20 protein-coding genes and 1 pseudogene are annotated in these 24,248 nt (G+C 70.4%); 12 read left to right on the top strand and 9 right to left on the bottom strand.

All coding sequences use genetic code 11. From position 1 onward, the window contains the following. The first annotated feature begins 221 nt into the window (after positions 1-221). Positions 222-1,073 (top strand): class I SAM-dependent DNA methyltransferase, encoded by an 852-nt coding sequence (locus tag ABT130_RS27255; protein ID WP_350919759.1) that lies wholly within the window; start codon positions 222-224, stop codon positions 1,071-1,073. 36 nt (positions 1,074-1,109) lie between these two features. Continuing rightward, a complete protein-coding gene (locus ABT130_RS27250) occupies positions 1,110-2,111 on the top strand; it encodes a phosphotransferase enzyme family protein (protein ID WP_350959893.1) in 1,002 nt (333 codons plus the stop codon). A gap of 295 nt (positions 2,112-2,406) precedes the next feature. On the opposite strand, the gene ABT130_RS27245 is transcribed toward ABT130_RS27250, so the two are convergent. Next, a complete protein-coding gene (locus ABT130_RS27245; RefSeq protein ID WP_350959890.1) occupies positions 2,407-4,203 on the bottom strand; it encodes a tetratricopeptide repeat protein in 1,797 nt (598 codons plus the stop codon). Positions 4,204-4,621: 418 nt separating this feature from the next. Here ABT130_RS27245 and ABT130_RS27240 point away from each other — a divergent pair, with 418 nt between their 5' ends. The 5 genes from ABT130_RS27240 (at position 4,622) to ABT130_RS27220 (ending at position 8,091) form a co-directional block, all read left to right on the top strand. Continuing rightward, positions 4,622-5,308: a class I SAM-dependent methyltransferase gene (locus tag ABT130_RS27240; RefSeq protein ID WP_350959887.1), complete on the top strand. Its 687-nt coding sequence runs from the start codon at positions 4,622-4,624 to the stop codon at positions 5,306-5,308. 12 nt (positions 5,309-5,320) lie between these two features. Further along, the gene (locus ABT130_RS27235; RefSeq protein WP_350959884.1) at positions 5,321-6,253 is read left to right on the top strand and encodes a Ppx/GppA family phosphatase; all 933 of its coding nucleotides are present in this window, start codon (positions 5,321-5,323) and stop codon (positions 6,251-6,253) included. Between the two features lie 106 nt (positions 6,254-6,359). Continuing rightward, on the top strand, positions 6,360-7,109 hold the full coding sequence (locus ABT130_RS27230) for a DUF1206 domain-containing protein (RefSeq protein ID WP_350959881.1): 750 nt from the start codon (positions 6,360-6,362) through the stop codon (positions 7,107-7,109). A 165-nt stretch (positions 7,110-7,274) separates the two neighbouring features. Then, positions 7,275-7,715 (top strand): ATP-binding protein, encoded by a 441-nt coding sequence (locus tag ABT130_RS27225; RefSeq protein WP_350919741.1) that lies wholly within the window; start codon positions 7,275-7,277, stop codon positions 7,713-7,715. 172 nt (positions 7,716-7,887) lie between these two features. Further along, the gene (locus tag ABT130_RS27220; protein ID WP_350959878.1) at positions 7,888-8,091 is read left to right on the top strand and encodes a hypothetical protein; all 204 of its coding nucleotides are present in this window, start codon (positions 7,888-7,890) and stop codon (positions 8,089-8,091) included. On the opposite strand, the gene ABT130_RS27215 is transcribed toward ABT130_RS27220, so the two are convergent. The 8 genes from ABT130_RS27215 to ABT130_RS27180 form a co-directional block, all read right to left on the bottom strand. Next, positions 8,066-9,256, bottom strand: a complete 1,191-nt coding sequence (locus ABT130_RS27215) for a DegT/DnrJ/EryC1/StrS family aminotransferase (RefSeq protein ID WP_350959876.1) — start codon at positions 9,254-9,256, stop codon at positions 8,066-8,068. The two genes, ABT130_RS27220 and ABT130_RS27215, sit on opposite strands and share 26 nt — an antisense overlap. Beyond that, entirely contained in the window at positions 9,253-10,344 is a 1,092-nt protein-coding gene (locus ABT130_RS27210; RefSeq protein WP_350959873.1) for a GNAT family N-acetyltransferase, read from the bottom strand. Before ABT130_RS27210 ends, ABT130_RS27215 begins: the two co-directional genes overlap by 4 nt. Positions 10,345-10,604: 260 nt before the next feature. Continuing rightward, positions 10,605-11,765 (bottom strand): DegT/DnrJ/EryC1/StrS family aminotransferase, encoded by a 1,161-nt coding sequence (locus ABT130_RS27205; RefSeq protein ID WP_350959870.1) that lies wholly within the window; start codon positions 11,763-11,765, stop codon positions 10,605-10,607. Positions 11,766-11,837: 72 nt separating this feature from the next. Continuing rightward, the gene (locus tag ABT130_RS27200; protein ID WP_350959867.1) at positions 11,838-13,364 is read right to left on the bottom strand and encodes a lipopolysaccharide biosynthesis protein; all 1,527 of its coding nucleotides are present in this window, start codon (positions 13,362-13,364) and stop codon (positions 11,838-11,840) included. A gap of 262 nt (positions 13,365-13,626) precedes the next feature. Then, positions 13,627-14,919 (bottom strand): M20/M25/M40 family metallo-hydrolase, encoded by a 1,293-nt coding sequence (locus ABT130_RS27195; RefSeq protein WP_350959864.1) that lies wholly within the window; start codon positions 14,917-14,919, stop codon positions 13,627-13,629. A gap of 147 nt (positions 14,920-15,066) precedes the next feature. Beyond that, positions 15,067-15,450 (bottom strand): histone-like nucleoid-structuring protein Lsr2, encoded by a 384-nt coding sequence (locus ABT130_RS27190; RefSeq protein ID WP_350959862.1) that lies wholly within the window; start codon positions 15,448-15,450, stop codon positions 15,067-15,069. 1,172 nt (positions 15,451-16,622) lie between these two features. Then, the gene (locus ABT130_RS27185) at positions 16,623-17,732 is read right to left on the bottom strand and encodes a DUF5925 domain-containing protein (RefSeq protein WP_350959860.1); all 1,110 of its coding nucleotides are present in this window, start codon (positions 17,730-17,732) and stop codon (positions 16,623-16,625) included. A 60-nt stretch (positions 17,733-17,792) separates the two neighbouring features. Next, a complete protein-coding gene (locus ABT130_RS27180) occupies positions 17,793-18,677 on the bottom strand; it encodes a LysR family transcriptional regulator (protein ID WP_350959857.1) in 885 nt (294 codons plus the stop codon). Positions 18,678-18,782: 105 nt separating this feature from the next. On the opposite strand from ABT130_RS27180, the gene ABT130_RS27175 reads away from it, so the two are divergent. From ABT130_RS27175 to ABT130_RS27155, 5 genes and pseudogenes are all read left to right on the top strand, one after another. Next, a complete protein-coding gene (locus ABT130_RS27175; protein ID WP_350959855.1) occupies positions 18,783-19,712 on the top strand; it encodes a DMT family transporter in 930 nt (309 codons plus the stop codon). A 551-nt stretch (positions 19,713-20,263) separates the two neighbouring features. Beyond that, positions 20,264-20,854 carry a peptidoglycan recognition protein family protein gene (locus tag ABT130_RS27170; protein WP_350959852.1) on the top strand — a complete coding sequence of 197 codons (591 nt, stop codon included), beginning with the start codon at positions 20,264-20,266 and terminating at the stop codon, positions 20,852-20,854. A gap of 340 nt (positions 20,855-21,194) precedes the next feature. After that, positions 21,195-21,920, top strand: coding sequence for a TetR/AcrR family transcriptional regulator (locus ABT130_RS27165; protein ID WP_350959849.1), 726 nt, complete (start codon positions 21,195-21,197; stop codon positions 21,918-21,920). Between the two features lie 10 nt (positions 21,921-21,930). Continuing rightward, on the top strand, positions 21,931-23,670 hold the full coding sequence (locus ABT130_RS27160) for a methylmalonyl-CoA mutase family protein (RefSeq protein ID WP_350959847.1): 1,740 nt from the start codon (positions 21,931-21,933) through the stop codon (positions 23,668-23,670). Beyond that, positions 23,667-24,176 (top strand): annotated as a pseudogene (locus tag ABT130_RS27155) (methylmalonyl-CoA mutase family protein); the annotation flags it as partial. The gene ABT130_RS27160 and the pseudogene ABT130_RS27155, both read left to right, overlap by 4 nt. Positions 24,177-24,248: the final 72 nt, after the last annotated feature.

Raw genomic sequence — 24,248 nt, 5'->3', positions numbered from 1 at the left:
GCGGGCGTCGCCGGTCGGGCGATCCGAGGTGTCATAACGATCCGACGCTTGCGTGAGCCTTCCGGAGGACCGGCGCGGGCCGGGACCGTCGCCCGGTGAGATGGGAGAGACCACGAGGCGACATTCCGACGATGCTTACCAAGAGTGACGTTCATCTTACTTCAGGCTACGATCTCGTCACCGGTGGGATATCGAGGTGTCGTCCAGACGTGGGGAGAGACATGCACGGTCACAGCCGCACGCGCATCGTTCACCGGCTCAGGTACGCCCTCGGCCATCCGGGAAGAGTCCCCCGGCACCTGCGACGGGTGACCAGGAACACGTGGCTGCGCCTGAGCACCCGCGACCACGTCGCCTACTACCGGGCCGTCATGAGGTCCGAGACCGCGCGCAGTCCTCGCGGGGCTGTGGGCAGTAGGTCCTACCGGCGCTGGGTCGCCCTGGGGAAGGCGCAGTTCGACTATCTGGTGCGGCACGGTCTGAAACCCGAGCACCGCATGCTGGAGATCGGCTGCGGCAACCTGCGGGCCGGGCGCCTGTTCATCGGCTACCTCGACACCGGAAACTACTACGGTCTCGACATCTCCCCGGAGATCCTGATCGCCGCCCAGGAGACCCTGGTCACCTACGACCTGCGCGACAAACTCCCCCATCTTCTGCCGGTCGCCGACCTGCGCTTCGCCGCGCTGCCCGGCGGGGCGTTCGACGTCGTCCACGCCCACGGCGTCTTCTCCCACTCCCCACCGCACGTGATCGAGGAGTGCCTGCAAAACGTCGGCCGGATCGTGCGGCCGGGGGGCTGGTTCGACTTCACCTTCGAGCGCACCGAGGGCAGGGAGCACCAGGTCCTGGGCGAGACCTTCTACTACCGGACCGAGACCCTGCTCGACCTGGCCGCCGGATGCGGCCTTCAGGCGACCCTCATGGATGACTGGGAGCGCCTTCCACAGCGGGAGTCCAAGATCCGCATCAGGTTTCCCGGCCCCGGGCCTTCGACGAGGCACGTCGTACGTGACCAGGACCGGGGCGACCTGGACCGCGCAGCCGGGCAGGCGATGTCGGATCTCGGATAGGATCTGGCGCCCTGTGCGACCGAGCTGGAGGAACCGATGCGGGCCCACGACCTGTCCGCCGGAGGCGGCGTGCTGGCCCGTGCGCATGACGTGGCACGTGCGGCGGCGCGGATCCACGGCCTGCCCGACGCCGAGGTCACGCTGATCAACGTGTCGGAGAACGCCACCTACCGGGTGGACGACCCGGCCACGGAGAGGCGCTCCATCCTGCGGGTGCACCGCCTCGGCTACCACTCCATCCCGGCGATCCTGTCCGAGCTGGCCTGGCTGGAGGCGCTCCGCGAGCAGGAGGGGATCCGCACCCCCCGGGTGCTCCAGGCTCCCGGCGGTTCCCGGGTGCTGACCGTCCCCGGCGCGGAGCCCCGAGAGTGCGTCATGTTCGAGTTGCTGCCCGGTGCCGAGCCGTCCCTGGAGAACCCGGTGCCCGGTTTCGAGCGGCTCGGCGCGCTCACGGCGCGGATGCACCGGCACGCGCGCCACTGGTCACGGCCCGAGTGGTTCACCCGCTTTCACTGGGACTACGAGGCGGCCCTCGGTGCCGGGGCGCGATGGGGCCGCTGGCAGGACGGCCTGGGCGTGGGGGCCGAGGCGCGGACCGTGCTGGGGCGGCTGGACAAGGAACTGCGCGAGCGGCTCCACCGCTTCGGCCGGGGGCCGGAGCGCTACGGCCTGATCCACGCCGACCTGCGTTCCGCGAACCTGCTCGTGGCGGGTGAGGGACCGCCCAGCGTCATCGACTTCGACGACTGCGGCTTCGGCTGGCACCTCTACGACCTGGCCGCGGCGGTCAGCTTCATCGAGCACCTCCCCGAGGTTCCCGAACTGGTCGACGCGTGGGTGCGGGGTTATCGGACCGTCCTGGACCTTTCGGCCGAGGACGAGGCGGAGATCTGGACGTTCGTCATGTTCCGCCGCCTGCTGCTGGTCGCCTGGATCGGTACCCATACCGGCGCGGACATCGCCACCGAGCTGGGCTCCGGTTACACCGAGGGCACCTGCGAGCTGGCCGAGCGCTATCTCGGCGGCTCGCTCCGCTGACCCGGTCCATCCCCGTGATACCCGCGGCGTTCCCGTAGGGGCCGTTCGGCAAAGTGGCGCGCCGTGATCGCGCATCGGGAAATCGTCCCTACCCACCCCTGGGGCGCGACGGGTCCGTGATGGCGAATAGGGCCGGCGTCCGCATCACTGTGTGTGTAACGCGTAATCCGATAATGAGATTTTCGCGATGGGGATTCCGTCTTCCCGGCCCCTGTTTTCCGACCCACTTCGCTGAATCCGGGGTGTTTTCCGGCCGCCTTCGTCTCCGTGGCCGCGGGCGGCGGTCCGGTAGGGGTCAGGATTTCAGCTCGCGCCTGATGTCCTCGTCGTCCGGCGCCAGTTCCAGCGCCCGGGTGAGGTCGGCGACCGCCTCCGTCTCCCGCCCGGCGGCGCGCAGCGCCATCGCCCGGTTGAACAGCAGCGCGGGGTCCGCTCCGGGTTCGAGGGCCCGGGTGAAGTCCGCGACGGCGCCCTCGGGGTCACCGGTCTCGAACGCCAGCAGTCCTCGGTTCGCCCAGGCGGCCGCCAGCGAGGGGGCGAGCTCCAGCGCCCTGTCGAAGGCGGTACGCGCCCTGTCGTAGCGACCCTCCGCCGTCTCCACCTGGCCCAGCGCGCACAGCAGGTACGGGTTGGCCGGATCGATGGCGAGCCCGGCCTCCGCGTCCGCCCTGGCCTTGCCGTACTCACCGAGGGCGGCCAGCAGCCCGGCCCGGTTGGCCAGGCCGTCCACGAACTCCGGGTCCAGCTCCAGCGCGTGGTCCAGGTCGCTGAGCGCACCCCGGTGGTCGCCCCTGGAGAAGCGGATCTCGGCCCGGTTGTAGTAAGGCTCGGGGAAGGGCGGGCCGACCCGCATGGCCGTCTCGTAGTCGTTGATCGCCGCGTCCATCCGGCCCAGCCGGTGCAGCAGGTTGCCCCGGTCGATGTAGTAGTCGGGGTAGACGGGGTCGGCTTCGATCACCGCGTCCAGATCCTCCAGCGCCTCCTCGGGGCGGCCCAGCATCACGGTGAGCTGCGCCCTGTTGGCCAGCAGCACCAGCCGGTGTATCGGGTGCTCGCCGGGACGCAGGTCGCGGTCGGCCAGGGCGACGGCCTCGGAGACCAGCTCCAGTGCCTTGGCGGGGCGGCCTCGCCGTACCTCCACCAGTGCCCGGCCGTTGAGGTCGAACCCCAGCTTGAACGCCCGCTCGCGCGGGTCGGGCAGCAGCGAGGAGATGGCGATCGCCTGGTTCACCAGCGCGAGCGCGGCATCCGGGTCGCGCCGGGCCTGGTCATGGTGGCGTACCTTCAGCATTCCGGTGGCGTAGGCGACCGAGGCGTGCACGGCGGGGGAGACGCTCTCCCGCCTGGCCAGGTCGAACAGGTCCTCGGACTCGTCCTCCCTGCCCAGCGCGGCCAGCGCGGTCGCGGTGCTGTGCAGGAGCCGCCACCAGGTCCCGGTGTCGCCTTCGGGGTCGGCGAGGCGCAGGGCGCGCCTGCCGAGATCCACCACGGCGTCATGGCAGCCCGCGTCCAGGCACCACTGCACCGCGAACAGGAACGCCTCCAGCGTCTTCGACGTGTCGCCGCCGCGCTCGCGGTGGTAGGGGACCGCTCCAAGTCGCGGGCCGATCGTCCCCTCCCGCTCCAGCTCGTCGGCGAGGGCGCCGTGCTCCTCCTCGCTGAGCTGGTCCTCGACGGTGGTCCCCCGGCGGGTCACCACGGTCAGCGACTCCGCGGGGACGCGGCGCCGCAGTACCGTCAGGAGTTCGAGGTCGGTGGGGTCGGCCCGGTCGACGTTCTCGACGACCAGCGTCCGTGGGCCGGTTTCGGCCAGGTGCTCACGGACGAACTCGGCCAGGCCGTTGGCCAGGCGCAGCGTGCGCCGCGGCGCGTGCACCAGGATCCGCTCCGCGCTGGGCAGGCTCGCGGCCACGGAGCGGCGCCGGTCGGGAACCAGGTCCTGCAGGTCGGGGGCCGCCGCGCGCAGCTCGATGTCGTAGCGGGCGACGAGCTCGGGCCGGGCCGTGGGCACCAGGGCGGCGACGAGCGCGCCCCCCGCGGTGTAAGGTCCGCGCAGGTACCGGTCAGCGTCCACCACAAGCGGCGGCGGCACGGGAAGAGACGGGTTTTCTGGCGGTTGGGCTCCCCGACTCACCGGACTCCTCTAAGTCGATTTAGATGATATTCGATGATATATGGCTATGTTGTGCTGGGGGCCGGCGCCCACTGCTGGACGCCGGTACTGCGATTCGTCTCAGCCGACATGCTTGGCACTCGCGGTGCCACTGAGCGTGACGGTGCCAGGTTTGTGAACGATAACGCGCTTCATTGCAGGCCTCTCTCGCGAATAAGAACAAATCGCAAGTATTCGCAATAATCGCCCATATTGACAAGATCTATTTCTTATAGTGGCCGCATCCGGACAGCCCTATGGACAGGTGGCGTGTGGTGGTATCCACGAACGCCTTCGCGGGTCCATGCTCGGCCTGGCCGCTGTGAGCGGCTCTCGCGGGGGATGAGACCCTGATCCGATGGAACAGAGAAGCCGCTGGGCGGACATCGCGGGAGATGACGCCGGGGAGCGGTACGCGGCGAGGTTCGCCAGGCTGGCCGAGTCGGGGGCGGACACGCACGGTGAGGCGCGGTTGTGCGCGGGGCTGCTGCCGCCGGGCGCGCGGGTGCTGGACGCCGGGTGCGGCACCGGGCGGGTGGCGATCCGGCTGGCGGAGCTGGGATACGACTGCGTGGGCGTCGACCTCGACGCGTCCATGCTGGAGGTCGCCCGGCGGACCGCGCCGGAGCTGCCCTGGATCCTGGCCGACCTCAGCGACCTCGGTGACCTCGGCGGCTCCGCGGAGTTCGCGGAGCAGGCCGTGTCCGGCGAGCGGCGCGGGCAGGGTGAGCGCTTCGACATGGTCGTCGCCGCGGGCAACGTCATCCCCCTGCTGGCCCCCAGGACCGAGGCGCGGACCGTCGCCGGGCTCGCGGCACTGCTGCGCCCCGGCGGGCTGCTGGTGAGCGGGTTCGGGCTGGACGCCGCGCACCTCCCACTCGCCTCCGCCACGGTCACCCTGGCCGACTACGACGCCTGGTGCCAGGCCTCGGGGCTCGCCCCGCTGCGGCGCCTGGCGACATGGGACGGCGCACCCTACGACGGCGGTGGATACGCGGTGAGTGTTCATGTACGAACCCCCGGCGGGCGAGGCTTCGAGGGGTAGTAGCTTCATCCCATGCGACTGGGCGTTCTCGATATCGGTTCCAACACGGTCCACCTGCTGGTGATGGACGCACATCGGGGGGCCCGGCCGCTGCCAGCGTACTCCCACAAGGAGGAGCTGAGGCTCTCCGAGCACATGGACGAGGGCAACCGCCTGTCGGCACAGGGCGCGACGCGGTTGCGGGAGTTCGTCGAGGAGGCGCTGCGGATCGCCGAGGACAAGGGGGTCGAGGACCTCATGGCCTTCGCGACCTCCGCGATCAGGGAGTCGGTGAACGGTGAGGAGGTCCTCGCCGGGATCAAGGCCGACACGCAGGTCGACATCGAGGTGCTGTCCGGCCAGGACGAGGCGAGGTTGACGTTCCTGGCGGTGCGCCGCTGGTTCGGGTGGTCCTCCGGGCGGCTGCTGGTGCTGGACATCGGCGGCGGGTCGCTGGAGATCGCCTCGGGGATCGACGAGCAGCCCGACGTGGCGGTGTCGCTGCCGCTGGGGGCCGGCCGCCTCACCCGCGACCGCTTCACCGCCGACCCGCCGCCGGCCGACGAGGTGCGGGCACTGCGCAGGTACGTGCGGGCCGAGATCGCCCGCGTGGTGGGCAAGGTATCGCGGTACGGCCAGGCCGATCACGCGGTGGCGACGTCCAAGACGTTCAGGCAGCTCGCGAGGATCGCCGGCGCGGCGCCCTCGCACGAGGGGGCGAACGTACGCCGGGTGCTCGGGCATGCGGACCTGGTCGGGTGGACCGACCGGCTGGCCAGGATGAGCACGGGGGAGAGGACCGAGCTGCCCGGGGTGTCGGAGGGGCGGGCGCCGCAACTGCCCGCCGGAGCCATCGTCGCCGACGCCACCATGGACCTGTTCGGCGTGGCCCAGCTGGAGGTGTGCCCGTGGGCGCTGCGCGAGGGGGTCATCCTGCGCAGGCTGGACGCCATGCCCGAGCAGTAAGGTTTATCCGGCCGTCCGCGGGTTAGTGCACATAGCCATGAACAGCCCTCAGACTCAGGTGGCAGGTGCCGCTCACAGAGCGGCCAACAGTCAGACGCTGGACAGGTTGGCACGGGTCGGTATGGCCTGCAGGGGAGTCCTCTACGGGCTGATCGGTTTTCTGGCCTTGCAGATCGCCTTCGGCGGTGGAAGCGGTGGTAAGGAGGCCGACAAGACCGGGGCCATCGAGACGGTGGCCGAGCAGCCGTTCGGCATGGTGCTGCTCTGGCTCATGGTCGTCGGTTTCACGGCCCTGGTCCTCTGGCAGCTGTCGGAGGCCGTCATCGGCCGGGGACAGACCAAGGACCGGGTGGAGTCGGCGGCGCGCGCGGTGGTCTACGGGCTGATCGTGGCCACGCTGCTCGGTGTCGTGCTGCGCGGAGACTCGGGAAGCTCAACGGACAGTCAGTCCAAGGACCTCACGGCCAAGCTGATGGAGCTGCCCGCCGGGCAGCTCATCGTGGGCCTGGTCGGCCTGGGGGTTATCGCCCTGGGGGCCTACTGGATCCACAAGGGCTGGAAGAAGCGGTTCCTCCAGGACCTGCGCACCGGCGAGATGCCGCCGAAGGCGCGTGACCTCGCCGAGAAACTCGGCATGGCCGGCTACCTCGCCCGCGGTGTGATCGCCGCGGTCGCCGGTGTCTTCGTCATCCAGGCCGCGATCACCTACGACCCCGACAAGGCCAAGGGCATCGACTCGACGCTGCGCTCGCTGGCCGACACCCCGGCCGGTCCGTGGCTGCTCGGGGTCGTCGCGATCGGCCTGCTGCTGTTCGCGGTCCACTGTTTCTTCGAGGCCCGCTGGCACCGGATGTGACGGGTGAAACCGCACGGTACGGCAGGTGCGGGCATGCAGCTGAAGGCCCGTCTGGCAAGCCCCACCTGTCTATCCGGTAAGTGATCGCATTCCTACTTTTCCGAGACATCTTCCCTTTCGAGCTCCGCGTCTTCCCAAAGGCAGGAACGGTATCGGAGGGGACATATGGACTCGTCGGAGCACGACGGAAGCGAATGGGTTCTCCGCCTTGCGGGTTCCCCGGACCAGGTGGTCAGAGCCCGCCGCCTGGTCTCGATGACCCTGGGGCGAGACCATCCCCTCCACGACGACTGTGTCCTGCTGACCAGTGAGATCGCCACCAACGCGGTGATCCACTCCCGTTCCGGGGACGGTGGGGCGTTCACGGTCACCGTGGCCTACTCGGCGACGGGCGTGCGGGTCTGCGTCCAGGACGAGGGCTCCTCACAGGCTCCCTGCGTCTGCCACGCCTCGGCGGAGGCGACGGGGGGCCGCGGCCTGCCCCTGCTGGAGGCCCTGGCCCACCGCTGGGGCCTGGTCAGGGAGGCGGGGGCCAACAAGGTCTGGTTCGAGCTGGTGCTCGAACTGGCCGGGGTGCGCGCGGGCAGCCTGGCCGGCGCCAGGTGAGAGTCCGGGGTCCGGCCGGTCGCCGAGAGGGCACCCCGCCGGGGTGCCCTCGCGTCAGCCGATGACCTCTATGAGGCTCGCCCGCCCCGGGGGTGACGGGCACTGTCCGCGGGGCACCGGTCACGTCGTGGAAGGAGCCGTCGGCCGGGTCGTAGACCAGGTAGGAGCCGAGATGACGCAGGGCGACCTGGCCGGCGCCGCCCGGGTCGTGCGAGATCCCGTCGGCGGCTGTCTCGCCGCCCGCCTGTCCGGCGGCGCAGCCGCCCTCGGAACCCTGCTGGCCGCCCGCATCGTGGAGACCCCCGGCGAGACGGCGGGCCTCCCCCCGAGGGAGGAGGCTCGCGACCTGCTCAGGCGGGCTGTTGCGACGCCGTGAACGGGCGCGTGGCGGGGCGGACGTCGAGTTCGGTCAGCAAGCCGGCCATGCGGGTGGCGCGGAGCGGATCGACGGGCAGGACGTGGCCGGTCCACCAGCGGGCGATCTCCGAGGACGGCCCCTCGGGCACCAGTTCCAGATAGTCGTCCAGCGGAGGGTCGTAGATGAAGCCGGGCACCACGCCCCGGCTCTCCAGCCGGGCGACCACCTCGTCGCGGTTCTCGACCAGCAGGGGCACCCGCAGCAGCGGCTGCGGCGCCGCGTCGCGGACACCCTCGGCCGCCCAGGGCAGGGTGCGCAGCAGTTCGACCCCGGCCACCCGCCGGTCGCGCTCGCGGTCGATCACCCGGAAGCGGGAGCGCTGGTAGCGGCGGAGCAGCGGCCCCTGGCGCATCCGCCAGTCGTCGAGGTCGATCCGCAGCCAGTGGTCCATGGCGCGCAGGTCTACCGGATCGCCGGCGAGGGCCGCGCGCAGTTCCTTCTCGCGGGGCGGGCAGCGGTGGCCGGTCCACTGGACGAGGCCGAGCGCCTTAAGGGCGTGCCACATCGGCCGGACCAGCCCGGTGCGGTAGATCGTCTCGCGCAGCACGGGCCGCAGCGTGCCGAGCAGCTGGGCGCGCGCCCCGCCGGGGAGCAGCGACTCGTCCCTGGCCCGGGCCAGCTCGGGCAGCGCGGCCGGGTCCCGCGCGGTGAGGAACCCACCGGACATCGCCCGTCCGTGCTTGGCGAGGCTGAACACCCCGGCGGTGCCGAACGTGCCCGCGGGGCGGCCGTCCACCGTCGTCTGCATGGCGTGCGCCGCGTCGTCGAGGAGGATCACACCGCGCCGGTCGCACTCGGCCCGCAGCTCGGTCACCCGGTCGGGCTGGCCGTACAGGTGCGTGGTGACGACACCGGCCAGGCCGCTCCAGTCGATGTTGGGGACGTCGATGTTGCCGTCGCGCCAGGAGACCGGCGCCATCACCGGTTCCAGCCCGGCGGCCAGCACGATGAACAGCACGGTCTCGCAGTTCGTCGGTGAGATGAGCACCCGGTCGCCGCGTTCGAACCAGTGACGCAGCGCCAGGAGCAGACCGAACCTGGCGGAGGGCACGTGCAGGCACTCCTGGCCGATCCGGTCTCGCATGGCCGCCTCAAGCTCGCGGCCGCCGTTCTGCCCGTTCACTGGGCCTTCCCCCGGGTGCGCAGCCGCCCGTACCGTTTCATGGCCCTGTCGGCGGCGCCGTACAGGGCCGGGCTGTCAAGGATGAACCGCCGCACGCGGCGGACCGGTGTGGTGCGTAGCCAGTGCGCCGCCGCGCCGGCCGAACGGCGGCGCACGATGCCCTCGGTGACTGGAACCGTCCTGCTGCACAGTGCGTCCTTGTACTCCGAGCCGTTACTGATGCCGAGGTCCAGCGAGCTGACACCGATCTTCGCGGCGGCCTCGACCATATGCAGGTGCTGGATCAGGCCGGGGGAGTACTTGGCGTAGTCGGGGTCGTACGCGGGGAACCAGCCGATCATCATCGTGCCGGTGCGCAGCCCGAAGTGGCCCGCGACGGGCTTGCCGTCCGCGTACAGCATGGACAGCGGCCCGGCGAAGTCGGGGGTGTCGACGGCGTGCAGGCGCTCGGTCAGCTCCACGACCCATGACTTGGCGAAGCGGTCGGGGCGGCCCATCCGCTGGTACTGGGCCGATTTCCACTCCCGCAGCAGCCGGAACTGCTCCGCGTCGCGCACCGCGAACTCGGAGGTGATCTCGCCTATGTCGCGGCCCAGCTTCCGTTCCTTGTACAGGGTGCTCTTGACGAACTTCGGAGAGCGTTCGCGCAGCTCGTCGAGGAAGGCCGGGTAGCCGTCGGTGAAGTCGAGGACCACGGCCTCCTGCCTGAGCGTCTCGAACGGCTGGAACCAGGGCTGGTGATCGACCATGCAGCCGAACTCCCACACGCTCAGCCCGCACTCCTTGAGCAGGGTGTTGGAGTCGAATTCGGCGCCGGGCACGTGGACCACGCCCTGGGAGAGCGAGACCCATCCGCCCAGGGCGGCGCCCACCCCGCCGCCGTGCCGCTCGAAGGGAAAGAACCCGACGGGCCCGTCCGACTCGGTGATCACCGCCACCCGCGCTTCGGTGTGGACCTCACCCATCGCGATCGTGAAGTCCGGGCTGAGGAAGGGGTTGGCAAGGTGCGCGCTGGAGCGTTGCATCTCGCGCCAGGCCGCGACCTCGCCCGGGCCCAGCTCCGCCGGCCGGATGACGTTGACCCTCATGCAGCCCCTCCCGCCGCGCCGGGGTGACCGGCGACCGTGCCTGCAGTGCGCGTCAACCTACCGTTCACGAGGAGGTGATCCTTTCTCGAAGCCCGGGCTGAGGAACTGAACGTCGTCCTCGGGGTGGAGCACGCGCGATCCGACTGGCCGATGGACATGGGTGGCGTGCGTCACGGAGCGCGGGAACCGTCCCGGAACCGGGCAGCGATCCCCCTGCCGCCGCCCAATGCAGTAAATCTACCTAAATATTGACTTACCTGCTAAGCGATATCGGAGACAGTCGGACTCGGCAGCACCGGGGGAATCCGGGGAGGGGTGGGTGGAATGGCCGGGACGAGCCGTTCGACGACCGGCAGGGCGCGGTGGGCGTAGAGCGGATCGACCGGCAGCACGTGTCGCCCCCACCAGTGCGCGATCTCGGGCTCCGGCGAGGGACTGGTGAACCCGGGCAGGTAGCTGTCGTACGGCGGGTCGTAGAGGTATCCGGTGGCGACCCCGTGTCGCTCCAGCTCGGCGATGGCCTCGTCCCGGCCCGAGACCAGCAGCGGGACCCGGAACAGCGGTTGATCCAGGTGCCGGTGGACGGCCCGCGCCACGCTGGGCAGCGCGGCCAGCGCCGAGACGCCGGCGATCCGCCGCGACCGCTGCCTGGGCAGCGTCCGCAGGCGCCTCGACTGGTACCAGCTTGAGAGGTGGCCGCGCCTGGCCCGGTAGTCGTGCAGGTCGGCCTGGACCCAGGAGTCGAACGCCGGCAGCTGCGGCGCGTACTCCAGCGCCCTGACCAGATCCGCCGGGCGCGGGGCGATCCGGTAGCCCTCGCGCTCCTCCTCCATGCCGAACGCGCGCATCGCCCTCAGTGCCGGGCGGACCATGTTCAGGCGCAGCGCGGCGTGCCGGCCCACCGAGGTCAGCACGCTGTGGATCTCCTTCCTGAAGGCGCCCGGCTGCAGCAGCCGGTCACGGTCGCGCTCCAGGGTGCGCAGGTCCTCCAGGTGCTCGACCGCGATCACCCCGCCGGAACCCGCCCCGGCGTGCTTGGACAGGCTGAACACGCCCGCCACCCCGAAGGTGCCCAGCGGCCTGCCGTGCACGCTCGTCTCCATCGCGTGCGCGACGTCCTCGATCAGGATCTTGCCCGTGAACGCCGCCACCCGGTCCGGCAGGCCGTACAGGTTGGTGGTCAGCACCGCGTCGACCGTGTCGAGGTCGACGGCGCCCGCGTCGATGTTGCCGTCGTCGGAGGAGAGCGGGGCGATGACCGGGCGCAGCCCGGCGGCGAGCACGAGAAAGAGGATCTCGTCGGCCGACAGCGGCGACATCAGCAACCGCTGGCCGGGGCTGCACCAGTGCCGCAGGGCCAGATACAGGCCCAGACGATTGGAGGGCAGTGGAAGGCAGTGGCGGCCTGTCCGCTTCGCCACAATGTGCTCAGGAGTCACTGGAGACCGTCTATCACGTGCGCGATCAAGACTGCAAACAGAGCCACGCCGTCACTAAGCTGCGACAACCTGGGACGCCTTGCCGTGGTTGATCACTCTGCGGATGTTCGGGAGGATCAGTAGCGCGACCAGGAGCTGGCTGCCGAGCATCGCGTAGCCCACCGCGGCGATTCCGAAGAGGGGGAACAGCAGGGCGATTGAGGTGAGGACCAGCACCGCCATCCCGATCTGGATGAGTGCGAGCTTGCGGGCCTCGCTCTGCGCGCGCAGCATGCTGAGGCAGATCTCGATCACCGTCTGGGGGAGCACGGCGATCGCCATCAGGCGGAGCAGCGGCGTGCCCGCCTCGGCGAACCCGGGGCCGAACACGCTCAGGATCAGGGGCGCGCCGACCACGACCACCGCGATGACCGGTCCGACGATCAGGAAGGTGCGGCGCAGCGCGTTGCGCACGCTCTGCGCCAGCTGGGCGGCGTTGAAGGACCCCTCGACCGTCAGGGACACCGCCATGTTGGCCGCCAGCAGCCCGATCATGGAGCCCAGCGTGTGGGCTATCGAGAAGTAGCCGAACGTCGGCGCGTCGTCGAGCCAGCCCGCGATGATGACCGGGACCAGATAGAGGATCAGCAGGATGGAGAACGCGCCGGGGAAGTCTCCGGCCAGGAAACGCCCCACCTCGCGCAGGCGCGGCGGGTTCGCGGCGCTCTCCTCGGTGTTCTTGACGTGCTTGGGGATGATGACGCCGAAGATGAACCAGCTGATCGGGATCAGCGCCATGGCCGTCGGCACGATCCACGAGACGAAGATCCCGCCGAAGAGGCCGCCCTCCGGCAGCGCGACCGCGAGCGCGGCGAGCATGCCCATTTTGACCAGGCCGAACGCCAGGCTGTTGACCGGCACCCAGACGGCCTTGCGCAGCCCGGCCAGGGTCACGTCCTGGAGGGTGAAGACCGTCCAGACGAGAACCGAGACGAGGAAGAACAGTCCGGGGCCGAACCCGGAGAGGTCGGCGTAGACCGCTCCCCACACCGGCAACGTCAGCAGGAACCCCAACGCCGCCACCAGGCCGGTGGCCCCGGCGATCGCGTAGCCGCGCAGGACGAACTCGGCGGTGCGGCGGCCGGCCACCGGGATGAACCTGGCCAGCGCGCCCGCGAAGGCGAGCCCGGTCAGAGAGGCGAACAGCCGCATCGCGCTGATCACGGCCTGGCCCTCACCGAACGCGGCGGCGGTGTACAGGTGCGTGGCGAGGAACCAGTAGCCGAGGCCCAGCACGGCGGTGATCCCGGTATTGATCATCAATGCGTAGCCCTGTAGGAACAGGGGATTTCTCAGATCCTTGCGCAGGCGGTCCATCAGTCCGGCCCTGCGCTCCTCGGTCACTGTCCGGTCCATCGCCTGGTCGCCTCCGTCGCGCGTCACCTCGTCATCATCGGGTGGAGCGCTTGCAGCGACCTTGCCGTCGGCTGCACGCAGGCCGGTGGCCGAGTCCGGTCGCGTCCCCGGCAGGTCCGGCCGGGTGCCCGACGGGGGGGTGCCGCCCTCGTGCCAGGCGGGCAGCCCCGTGCCGCTCTCATTCACCTCGACGCTCCCGATCCGCACCACTTTCCGGGGCGGTGCCGGATGCCCGCCCATCGCTCGCGCGGGATGGTTCGATGGCATTCCCGAGGGGAGTGGGATGGCGCCGCACCAGCGTTCGCGTCTCGTCACGAGATCGGCCGGTCACCGAGGGGTATATGAGAGTCGGCACGTGAGCCATGATGCCCCAGTTTCAGGCGGGCCGTGTCCGGCATGTATCCGGAAGTACCAGGTAGGGCTCGATCGTGATGGGGAGCGCCCTGTTTTATCCGGTATTGGTGCTGCCATCCGCGGGGGAGGCGAGGAGGCGATCCAGGACGCGGACGCCGAACTCCAGGCCCTCGACGGGAACGCGCTCGTCCACGCCGTGGAACATGCCGAAGTAGTCGAGTTCCGGGGTGAGCATCAGCGGGGCGAAGCCGTAACCCCTGATGCCGAGCCTCGCGAAGGACTTGGCGTCCGTGCCGCCGGACATCACGTACGGCACCGGTCGCGCCGCCGGGTCCTCGGCCACCAGGGCCGCGCCGAGCCGCTCGAAGAAGGGCGAGTCCATCGGGGCGGAGGGGGCGTCCTCCAGGTTGACGAACTCCCTCCTCACCCGGGGGCCGAGCAGGCGGTCGATCGTCTCCAGGAACTCCTCACGGCCCCCCGGCAGGAACCGCCCGTCGACGTGGCCCACGGCGGTGCCGGGAACCACGTTGACCTTGTAGCCCGCCTGGAGCATCGTCGGGTTCGCCGAGTTCCGGATCTGTGCCCCGAACAGGGAGCCGATCCGGCCGAGCCGTTCGGCCTCCTCCTCCAGCCGGTCGAGGTCGATGCGCTCGCCGAGGATGTCCGACAGGCTCTCGATCAGCGTCGCCACCTCGGGCGTCAGCCGCACCGGCCAGCGGTGAGAGGCGATCCGGGACATGGCATGGCAGAGCTCGGCCACCGCGTTGTCCACCGGTGGGCGGGAGCCGTGGCCCGCGACGCCGGTCGCGGTGAGTTTCATCCAGGCGGTGCCGCGCTCGCCCACCGCGACCGGGTAGATCCGTGCTCCGGGAGCCTCGACGCTGTAACCGCCGGACTCGCTGATCGCCTCGGTACAGCCGTCGAACAGCTCGCGGTGGTGTCGCACCGCGTATCGCGCGCCGTACTCGCCGGTGGCCTCCTCGTCGGCGAGGAAGGCCAGCACCACGTCCCGCCCAGGCCGTACCCCGCGCCGTGCCCACTCGCGGACCAGGGTGAGCGTCATGGCCAGGGTGCCCTTCATGTCGACCGCGCCCCGGCCCCAGACACAGCCGCCGGAGACCTCCCCGGAGAACGGATGAACCTGCCAGTCGGAGGCGTGGGCGGGGACCACGTCGAGATGGCCGTGGATCAGCAGGGCGTCGGGTGAGTCACCGGGGATCCTGGCGACCACGCTGGTCCTGTGCCTGGCCGACTCGAACACCACCGGTTCGATGCCGGCCTCCGACAACAGGGTGGCGACGTGCTCGGCCGCAGGGCGTTCGCCGGGGCCGGGATTGGTGGTGTCGAATCTGATCAGGTCCGAGCAGATCTGTGTGACCTCACTCATCGAAGAACGCCCCCCGGAGACTATGGCCCAAATATAGGACCAAGGGTGCATACCCCTCCGGAGCGCGAAGGGCACCTCGAGGTTCGCCTCATGTACTCCCGGTCGGCTGTGACGCCGCTACCTCCAGGAGGGGCCGGGAGCTGGCCGCTACTGGCCGGATGTGGTCTGCGGGGCCTTCTTGGCCGCCGCCTTGGCCACGCTGGGGTCGCCCGCCGCGAAGGCCGCGGCGACCTTTCCCCCGATGCGCCCGCGCTCACTCACCTCGATTCCGTGGGACTTCGCCCACGCCCGGATCTCGGCGCTCCGCTCGCGGCTGCCGCCGGAACCCTTCGCCCTGCCCTTGCGGCCCAGGGAGGTGCTCGCCTTGCGGGCGGCGGACTGGAAGGGCTTGAGGGCCTCGCGGAGTTTTGTGGCGTTCTTCGCGCTCAGGTCGATCTCGTAGGCGGTCCCGTCCAGGCCGAACGAGACGGTCTCGTCCGCCCGCTTCCCGGTGATGTCATCGGTGAACGTGACGACTTGCTGACGTGCCATTGTGTCACTCCTTAATCTTGGCGCCAGAGTGTGCGGCTGTGAACCCGGCCGACGATGGCTCCCGCGTCTCTTCCCCGGTAGTAAAACTCTAGCCTCTCCTTTCGCTGTCGCGCCGGGAAACCCTGTCCGCCGGAGATCCACTGGCTCAGGTTAATTACCCAAGGCTGAACTCCGGCGTCTCCACGTCATTGGGAAATGCTTCCCGCCGGCGAGGGATTAAAAACGACGGCGGCGCCGGGATCCCCTTGGTGTCTTGTATCCCGGGATCTGTCGGTTGCCCCGGCGGGTTTTCTGGAGGAGGTGTCCGAGCGCTTTGGAGTTTCGTGACCTCCGGGTGGTTTCCACCCTGGTCACCGTGAAAAAAATCGACTTCGGCCACTTGGGGGCGTTCGAGGCCATCGTTCCACTGTCGTTCGTTTCGAGGGCTCCGCCGTGTCGGCCGTGCCGTCCTCCCGGTGTGCGGGTGTGTCCTCCGCCCCGTTTTCGCTGGTCGAGGCGGTTGCCGGGATGAGATCCCGGCGGGGAGCGGCGAGCGGACCGGATCCGCCGGGAGGAGGACGGCGGCGGAGGGGCGCTGTGGGACCCGCTCCGGAGGTTCGTCGGACAATTCACGCATGCCCGGTGTCTGTCACCGAACGTGTTGCAGGATTTCCGTGGGACAAATGACTTCCTCGCGCTCTGGAATGCGGGCCGGGTGTCCCCGGTTTTGCCGGCCGGCTGGATCCGGATGCGTTCGAAGGTGGTCACCGACACGTGGCCGATCACATTGGGGCGTGGTCTCGACACTCTCGGGTGAGGCAAGGCGCGCCGCGCGGACCGCATGATTTCGGGCGTCTCGCATTGTGAGCGAGCGGGAGTCGTAGATCCCGTTTGCCCCTTGACCGCCATTGGCCCGTTCCATCGTCCGGGCGGACCAACAAGCGGTGTTCCCCGAATTGTTCGCGTAACGGCCGGAGAGTGATACGGGCATTGCCCGTTCCCTCAGGGGCGGGCGTGTCGTCGCGGCTCGTCCCGTTCCGTTCCGCACGGGTGGGAACCGTGCGCCGCCGAGCCTCACACCGTCTCGCCCCGGACGGACGGGACGGTGCGCCGCCGCGGCCTGTCATGTCGTCTGGTCACGGATGGACGTGCCGGGCCCCGCCGGTCTGCCACACCTCCCGCACGGCGGGAGGTCAGAGGTAGAGGCCGGTGTTCTCGGGGACGGCCGTGGTGCGGCTGAACGCGCCGTCGCGGAGCGCGAAGAGCTCGGCGAGGGTCGCACCGGCCGGAGAGAGCCCTTCGGTGCCGCCGAGCCAGTGGGCGGCCTCGTCGTAGGGGAGAGGACCGATCTCGATCTGGGCGAGGCAGCGGCCCGGGCGGGTGACGGCCGGGTGGAGACGGGCCAGGTCCTCGTTGGTGGTGATGGCCACCAGGACGTCACGGCCCTGGCCGAGGAGCCCGTCGGTCAGGTTGAGCAGGCGTGACAGGCCCTGTCCTGTGGCCTCCTTGGCGCCGGATCTGATCAGCTCGTCGCAGTCCTCCAGCACCAGGAGCCGCCACCGCTTACCGTCGTCGTCGTCAAAGCCGACCGCGACCTCCATGAGGTAGCCGGGGGAGTGGAACAGCCGTTCCGGGTCGAGTACGCAGTCGACCTGGCACCACGACCGCCACTCGTGGGCGAGCGTGCGCAGCAGCGTTGTCTTGCCGGTGCCCGGCGGGCCGTGCAGCAGGACCAGCCTGCCGTGCGCGTCGGAGTCGGTGACGGACATCAGCCGCGACAGCCGCTCGCCGACCGACCTGGCGTAGTTGCCGGAGATCTCCGCCCAGGGGGTGGCGGTGATCGGCTTCTCCGAGCGGTGGCCGCCGTGGGGTCCCTGCCACCAGAAGCCCATCTCGACGTGGTCGCTCTCGGGAACGGGCTCCTCGGCGTCCTTGATGATCTCGTCGATCACCGAGCGGGCCAGTTCCTCGTCGACCGCGGTCACGCTGACCGTGGCGGCGCGGTTGCGGTGGCGGACCACGCGCAGCGTCCAGCCCTCCCCGCACAGCAGCCGCGAGTCACGGCCGTCCTTCTCGATCGCCGCCCGGAGGAGCGCCCCGGAGGCGGGGGTGAGGGAGGCGTCGGGGCGGACCCGCTCCAGGTTCGCGGTGCACGACCACGGCTGGACCCCGGTGGCGAACGGCGACAGCGCGAGGGCGTCGATCACATCCACCGCGGAGTCGGCGTCGTCGAGCCAGATCCTCATCGGCAGCTCCACCGGGCGGGGCTCCGGGGAGAAGTGGACCTCCTTGAGTACGGACATGGCGGTAATGATCCTCTTGGGGCGTCCGCCGGTCGATGGGTTTTCGCAAGGGGGCCGGACTCAGGGGGCCGCCGGCGGCGCGGGAGCCTCGGGGGCGGTGCGGAGCAGGGCGTCGACCAGGGGGCTCGGCGGGCGGGTCAGCGGGCCGGTGAGGACGAGGGCGCGGGTCAGGGACGGCTTCAGCGGGATCATGACGAGCCCGGGGGTGAGAAGACCGCGGCCGAGGTCGGGAACCGTCGAGACGCCGATACCCGCGGCGATCATGCCGATGAGCGTGCCGAGCTCGCGCACATGCTGGGCCGGAGCGTAGGGGACGCCCGCCAGGGAACACAGGATGCGGGTCTGCGGCTCGCAGCCCCCCTTGGAGACGAGCAGTGGATCCTCCACCAGCTCGGCCATCGTGATGTGTTCCTGACCGGCCAGGGGGTGGTCGGCGCGGACCACCGCGTGGAAGGCGTCGCGGCCCACCACCACATGCGCGGGAGGCGGGGGCACCGGATCGACGAGGACCGCGGCGTCGACGACTCCGGTCTCCAGCCAGGGGGACAGCTCGTCGTCGTCGCCCTCGAAGACCTGCACCTCGACACCGGGGAGCTCCGCGCGCCACGTCCGCATGAGCTGGGGGAGCAGCCCGCAGCAGACCGTGGGCGGGGCGGCGACGCGGACGACTCCGGTGTGCTGCCCCAGATGTGCGGAGACGGCCTCGTCGATGGCGGCGACCGAGGCGAGCGCCGCCTGGGCGTACGGCAGGATCGTCGCCCCCAGGGCCGTGGGTCCCACGCCTCCGTGCCGCAGCACCAGCGGTGCGCCGAGAGCGCGCTCGAGCGCGGCGAGTGCGTGGGAGACCGCCGACTGGGACATGCCCAGCTCCTCGGCGGCCACGCCGAATCCGCCGTTCGCGATCACGGCGGTGAAGACTCGGAGCTGCGCGACCGTGGCACTCATGAGGACATCTCATCACACTGCCGGGATAACTCATTGGACACATGACCTGGGCCTGGTGAGACTGCTCCGGTGACCCGTGAAGGAACCTCCTCAGCATCTCCACAGGTGCGGGCGATCGACGCCGTACCGTCCCCGGCGAGCCGGTCCGTGCTTGCCCAATATCTCGCGCTGGCCCTGACCTGGGGGGCCAGCTTCCTGTTCATCAAGGTCGCTCTCACCGGGCTGTCTCCCGTTCAGACGGTGCTGGGCCGTCTCGCGCTGGGAGCGCTCACGCTCAACGTGATCATGTTGGTCACCCGCCGGCGGTGGCCGAGGCAGGCGAGACTCTGGGCGCATCTGGGGGTGGTTGCACTGCTGCTGTGCGTGGTGCCGTTCCTGCTGTTCGCCTGGGCCGGGCAGTACATCCCCTCGGGACTCTCCAGCATCTACAACGCCACGACACCGCTGATGACGATGCTCGTGACCCTGGCCGCGCTCCGGCAGGAGCGCCTGGGGGCGGCGGGGGTGCTCGGTCTGCTGCTGGGTGCGGCCGGTGTCGTCGTCGTCCTGGCCCCGTGGAACCTGACCGGAGCCGCCGGCCCCGGGTGGGCGCAGGCGGCCTGCCTGGGAGCGACGTTCTGCTACGGCGTGGCCTTCGCCTACACGCGGCGTTTCGTGGTCTCCTACGGCTACGACGCCCCCACGATCGCCGCCGCCCAGATCAGCGTGGCGGCCCTGGTCATGCTCGCGCTGAGCCCGCTGCTGGCCACCGGTCCCGTACGTCTGGACCTGCCCGTCGTGGCGAGCATGGCCGCCCTGGGCATCCTGGGCACGGGGCTCGCCTACATCTGGAACACCACGGTCATCGCCCGCTGGGGGGCGACGGCCGCCTCGACGGTGACGTACCTGACCCCGCTGGTGGGTGTCGTCCTCGGGGTGCTCGTCCTGGGCGAGGCGCTGACGTGGAACCAGCCGCTGGGAGCGGTGGTGGTCGTGGTCGGCATCATGACCGGCCAGGGCGTGTTCGGTTCCCGGCCCGGTCGCCGGTCTCGGTGACCAGGCCGGGGACGTCCTTCGAGGTGCAGGTCGGGGCGTTGTCCTCGGGCCTGGGCCACACGGTGCCCGGAACGCGGCCGGCGTCGGAGCCGGGGGCGATCAGGGGTGAGGAGGCCGCGACGACGAGGGCAAGGCCATCCATGCCCGCCCGGAGCGGGAGGTGTCGCGGGGAGGAGAGGCCCACGGGCGCTTTTCTGGTTTAGGGCGCCCGGCTGCGGTCAGGGGGATGGCTGTTTCGCTGCCCGACGACCACCCGGAACGTTCCCACATCACGATACGACGATAGATCAGTTGATTAACAGCACCATACGGTGTCGTATCAACCATTACGCTCCGGTAGGGCAACATCACTCAGACAGTGGAGACGTTCCGTGGCCATCGATCTTGTTACTCGCCGAGAGTGGGGCGCTCGCCAGCCGCGCGGTTCCTACAGCAGGCTCAGTTCCACCCGGGGAGTGAAGGTCCACTACACGGGCGGCCAGGTCAGCCCGGATATCGTGAACGACCACGCCAAATGCGTTGCTCTGGTGAAATCCATCCAGAATCACCACATGGACGGCAATGGCTGGATTGACGTTGGTTATTCCATGCTGGTCTGTCCGCATCGGAAGGTCTTCGAGGGCCGGGGGCCGAATCGTGTGCCGGCCGCCAACGGCGCCGGTCTCAACAGCGACCATTACGCGGTGCTCGGCCTGGTCGGCTCGTCGGGGCTCACCAAGCCGACCGACGGCATCCTGCACGGCATCCTCGACGCCGTCGAATACCTCAGGGACAAGGGCGGGGCGGGTAAGGAGATCAAGGGTCACCGCGACGGCTACTCGACCAGCTGCCCCGGCGAGCCCCTGTACGCGTGGGTCAAGCGGGGTGCCCCCCGTCCCGGCGGCGGGACCACCAACCCGCCGGAACCGCACCCCTCCTTTCCCGGCCGCACGCTCAAGCAGCCGCCGATCATGGAGGGTGCGGACGTCCGCACCTGGCAGCGGCGGATGCGCGACCGGGGCTGGAACATCGACGTCGACGGTCTGTACGGTCCCGCCTCCAGCGATGTCTGCAAGAAGTTCCAGAAGGAGAAGGGGCTGCCCGTCACCGGCGCCGTCGACCGCGCCACCTGGGACGCGGCCTGGCAGGAACCTGTCAGCTGACCAGCGACTCCCGCTGCACGGGGGCCTGCGGATCGTACGGGCCACCCGCTGGTCGGGGCCGATCCGCCGCATGAGCGGTTCCTTCGCGGCGCACCCGGGCGCCGCCGCCGGGCAACGGGTCCGGAAGCGGCACGTCACCGGGGACGGGGCTCCCCGCTCACTCCTTGAAAAGGAAGGCCCGGTTCCCGCCGGCCTCCTTTCCTCCAGGTAGCCCCCGAGGGTGATTCGCCGATAGTGCTATCGGTGAAAAATCGCACAAGTCTCTGAGGGGGGAGGTTCGCGCCGGGTGTGAGCGGGGGTTCACCGGTAGGATTATCGGTGAATGGAAAGCGAGGCGGCAGTGACGAGCACACCCCTGAGCAGGAGCGAGGCCAAGGATCTGACCAGGCGTCGCCTCATTCGCGCCGCGTTCGCGATCCTCGACGAGGAGGGTGAGGCAGGGCTGACCACCGTCAAGGTCTCAAAGGCGGCGGGGATCGCCCAGTCCAGCTTCTACGTGCACTTCAAGGACAGGCAGGAGTTGCTGCGGGCGCTCGGAGAACAGGCGGGGGAGCGGCTGCGGGGGGCGATGCGCGAGGCGCGGCGCAGGGCTCGCGAGGCACCCGACGACAGGGAGCGCCACCGCGAGGCCTTCCGGATACCGCTGGAGGCCATCTGCAGGCACCCCGCGCTCTTCCGCCTCGGCCTGCGCACCCGGCACGACCCGTCGTCGCCGCTCCAGGAGTTCGCCGTCGAGACCGCCGCCGCCTACCGGGCACACCTGGTCGCGGACCTGGCCTCGTTCGGCTTCCCGACCGAGCGGGAGAGCGACAGGCGCCGCCTGGAGATGATCGCCGACGGGATCGGCGCGCTGACCAACGCGATGGCGATCGGCCACATCGACGGGCGCTACCCCGACCTGGAGGAGGCGGTCGACGTGCTGGTCGCCTTCTCGTACGGCTACCTCGGGCTGCTGCGTAAGGATTCTTCCGCATGGTCCGGGAATCCCCCTTCGGCTCCTTTCGACGGCCCTCCTGTTGATGTTTGTCCAGAGCCCGGAGGGAGTTCGAAAAACGGCAACCTTTAGTATCCGGTGCATGACGGTGTCGCCTGAGGAACCCCGACCGGCCGCCGAGTTCCCACCGACCACGCGTGAGCGGTGGCGGGAGCTGGCGCTCGGGGTATTGCGCAAGTCCGGGGTCGAGACCGGCTCCCCGGAGGAGGCGTTGGCCTCCACCACCTATGACGGTGTGACGATCGCACCGCTCTACGACGCGTCCGATCTGCCCGGCGATCCCGGCCTTCCCGGCTCCGCCCCCTACATCAGGGGCTCTGCCCCCGAGGGGGGCTGGGAGGTGCGGCAGCGCCACGAGGTGCCTGATTCCGAGGCGATCCTCACGGACCTGGAGAACGGCGTCACCTCACTGTGGCTCACCCTCGACCCCGAGGACCTGCCGCAGGCCCTGGAGCGGGTCCACCTGGAGCTGATCTCGGTCACGCTCGACGCGGGCAAGCGGACCCGCGAGGCGGCTGAGGTGCTCCTCGGGCTGGCGGGTGAGAAGGCCGGCACGCTGAAGGGGAACCTGGGAGCCGACGCGCTCGCCGACGCGGAGACCGCGATCGAGCTGGCCCGCCGCTGCGTTCGGGACCACCCCGGCCTCAGGGCCGTCACGGTGGACGCCACCGTCTATCACGACGCGGGAGGCGGTGACGCCGAGGAGCTCGGTTGCTCCCTCGCCGCCGGAGTCGCCGCGCTGCGTACCCTGACCGGCGCCGGCCTGACCGTGCCCGAGGCGTTCGGGCAGCTGGAGTTCCGGTACGCGGCCACCGCCGACCAGTTCCTCACCATCGCCAAGCTCCGGGCCGCCCGCAGGCTCTGGGCGCGTGTCGCCGAGGTGTGCGGCGCCCCCGACGAGGGACAGCGGCAGCACGCGGTGACCAGCTCGGCCATGATGACCGCCCGCGATCCGTGGGTGAACATGCTCCGCACCACGCTCGCCTGTTTCGCGGCCGGGACCGGCGGGGCCGACGCGGTGACCGTCCAGCCCTTCGACGCCCGCCTCGGCCTGCCGGACGCCTTCGCCCGCCGTATCGCGCGCAACACCCAGTCGCTGCTCGTCGAGGAGGCCGGTGTGGCCCGGGTGATCGACCCGGCCGGCGGCTCCTGGTACGTCGAGCGGCTCACCGAGGACCTGGCCTCCAGAGCCTGGGAGTGGTTCCAGGAGATCGAGCGCGCCGGGGGCGTCGGGGCGGCCGAAGGCTCCGCGCTCGTCGCCGGACGGCTCGCCGCCACCTGGGAGCGGCGCTCGGCCGACATCGCCAGGCGCCTCGACCCGATCACCGGCGTCAGCGAGTTCCCCGACCTCGCCGAGCGGCCCCTGGTCAGGCAGGCCCGGTCCACCGGGAGTGCCGGGGTGCACTACGCGCAGGAGTTCGAGGCGTTGCGCGACCTGGCCGACGCCCAGGCGAGCCGGCCGAAGGTCTTCCTGGCGACCATCGGCCCGGTGGCCGCGCACACCGCCAGGGCCTCGTTCGCGGCCAACCTGTTCCAGGCGGGCGGCATCGCCACCGTGGCCGGTGGTGCCATGACGGACCCCGCGGAGATCGCCGCCGCGTTCTCCGCCTCCGGTACCGAGGTCGCGTGCCTGTGCTCCAGCGACCGGCTGTACGCCGAACACGCCGAGGCGGTGGCCGCCGCGCTGAGGGCCGCGGGGGCGCGCAGGATCTGGCTGGCAGGAAAGGGCGGCTTCGAGGGCGTGGACGCCAACCTCTACACCGGGTGCGACGCGCTCGGTGCGCTCCGGACGACCTTCGACGACCTGGGGGTGGCTCGATGATTCCCGACTTCTCCGAGATCGAACTCGGTGCGCGACCGGCGGTGCCCGGCCCCGCCGCGGGGGACGGACCTCGTGGCCCGGTGTGGGAGACGCCCGAGGGGATCGACGTCAAGCCGCTCTACACCGCCGCCGACACCGACGGTCTCGACTTCCTGGAGACCTACCCCGGCGCCGCGCCCTATCTGCGCGGCCCGTACCCGACCATGTACGTCAACCAGCCGTGGACCATCCGGCAGTACGCCGGTTTCTCCACCGCGGCCGAGTCCAACGCCTTCTACCGGCGTAACCTGGCAGCCGGGCAGAAGGGACTGTCGGTCGCCTTCGACCTGGCGACCCACCGGGGCTACGACTCCGACCACCCGCGCGTCGCCGGGGACGTCGGTATGGCGGGCGTGGCCATCGACTCCATCTACGACATGCGGCAGCTGTTCGACGGCATCCCCCTCGACAAGATGAGCGTGTCGATGACCATGAACGGCGCGGTGCTGCCGGTGCTCGCGCTCTACCCACACCGACGGGCGGGGCGGGCCAGGGCAGCGCGACGGTGCCCTCCTACACCCGGCCCGAGGTGACGTCGG

It is taken from the genome of Streptosporangium sp. NPDC001681 (assembly GCF_040298085.1).
GTDB lineage: Bacteria > Actinomycetota > Actinomycetes > Streptosporangiales > Streptosporangiaceae > Streptosporangium.
This window is presented reverse-complemented; position numbering and strand designations above follow the sequence as displayed.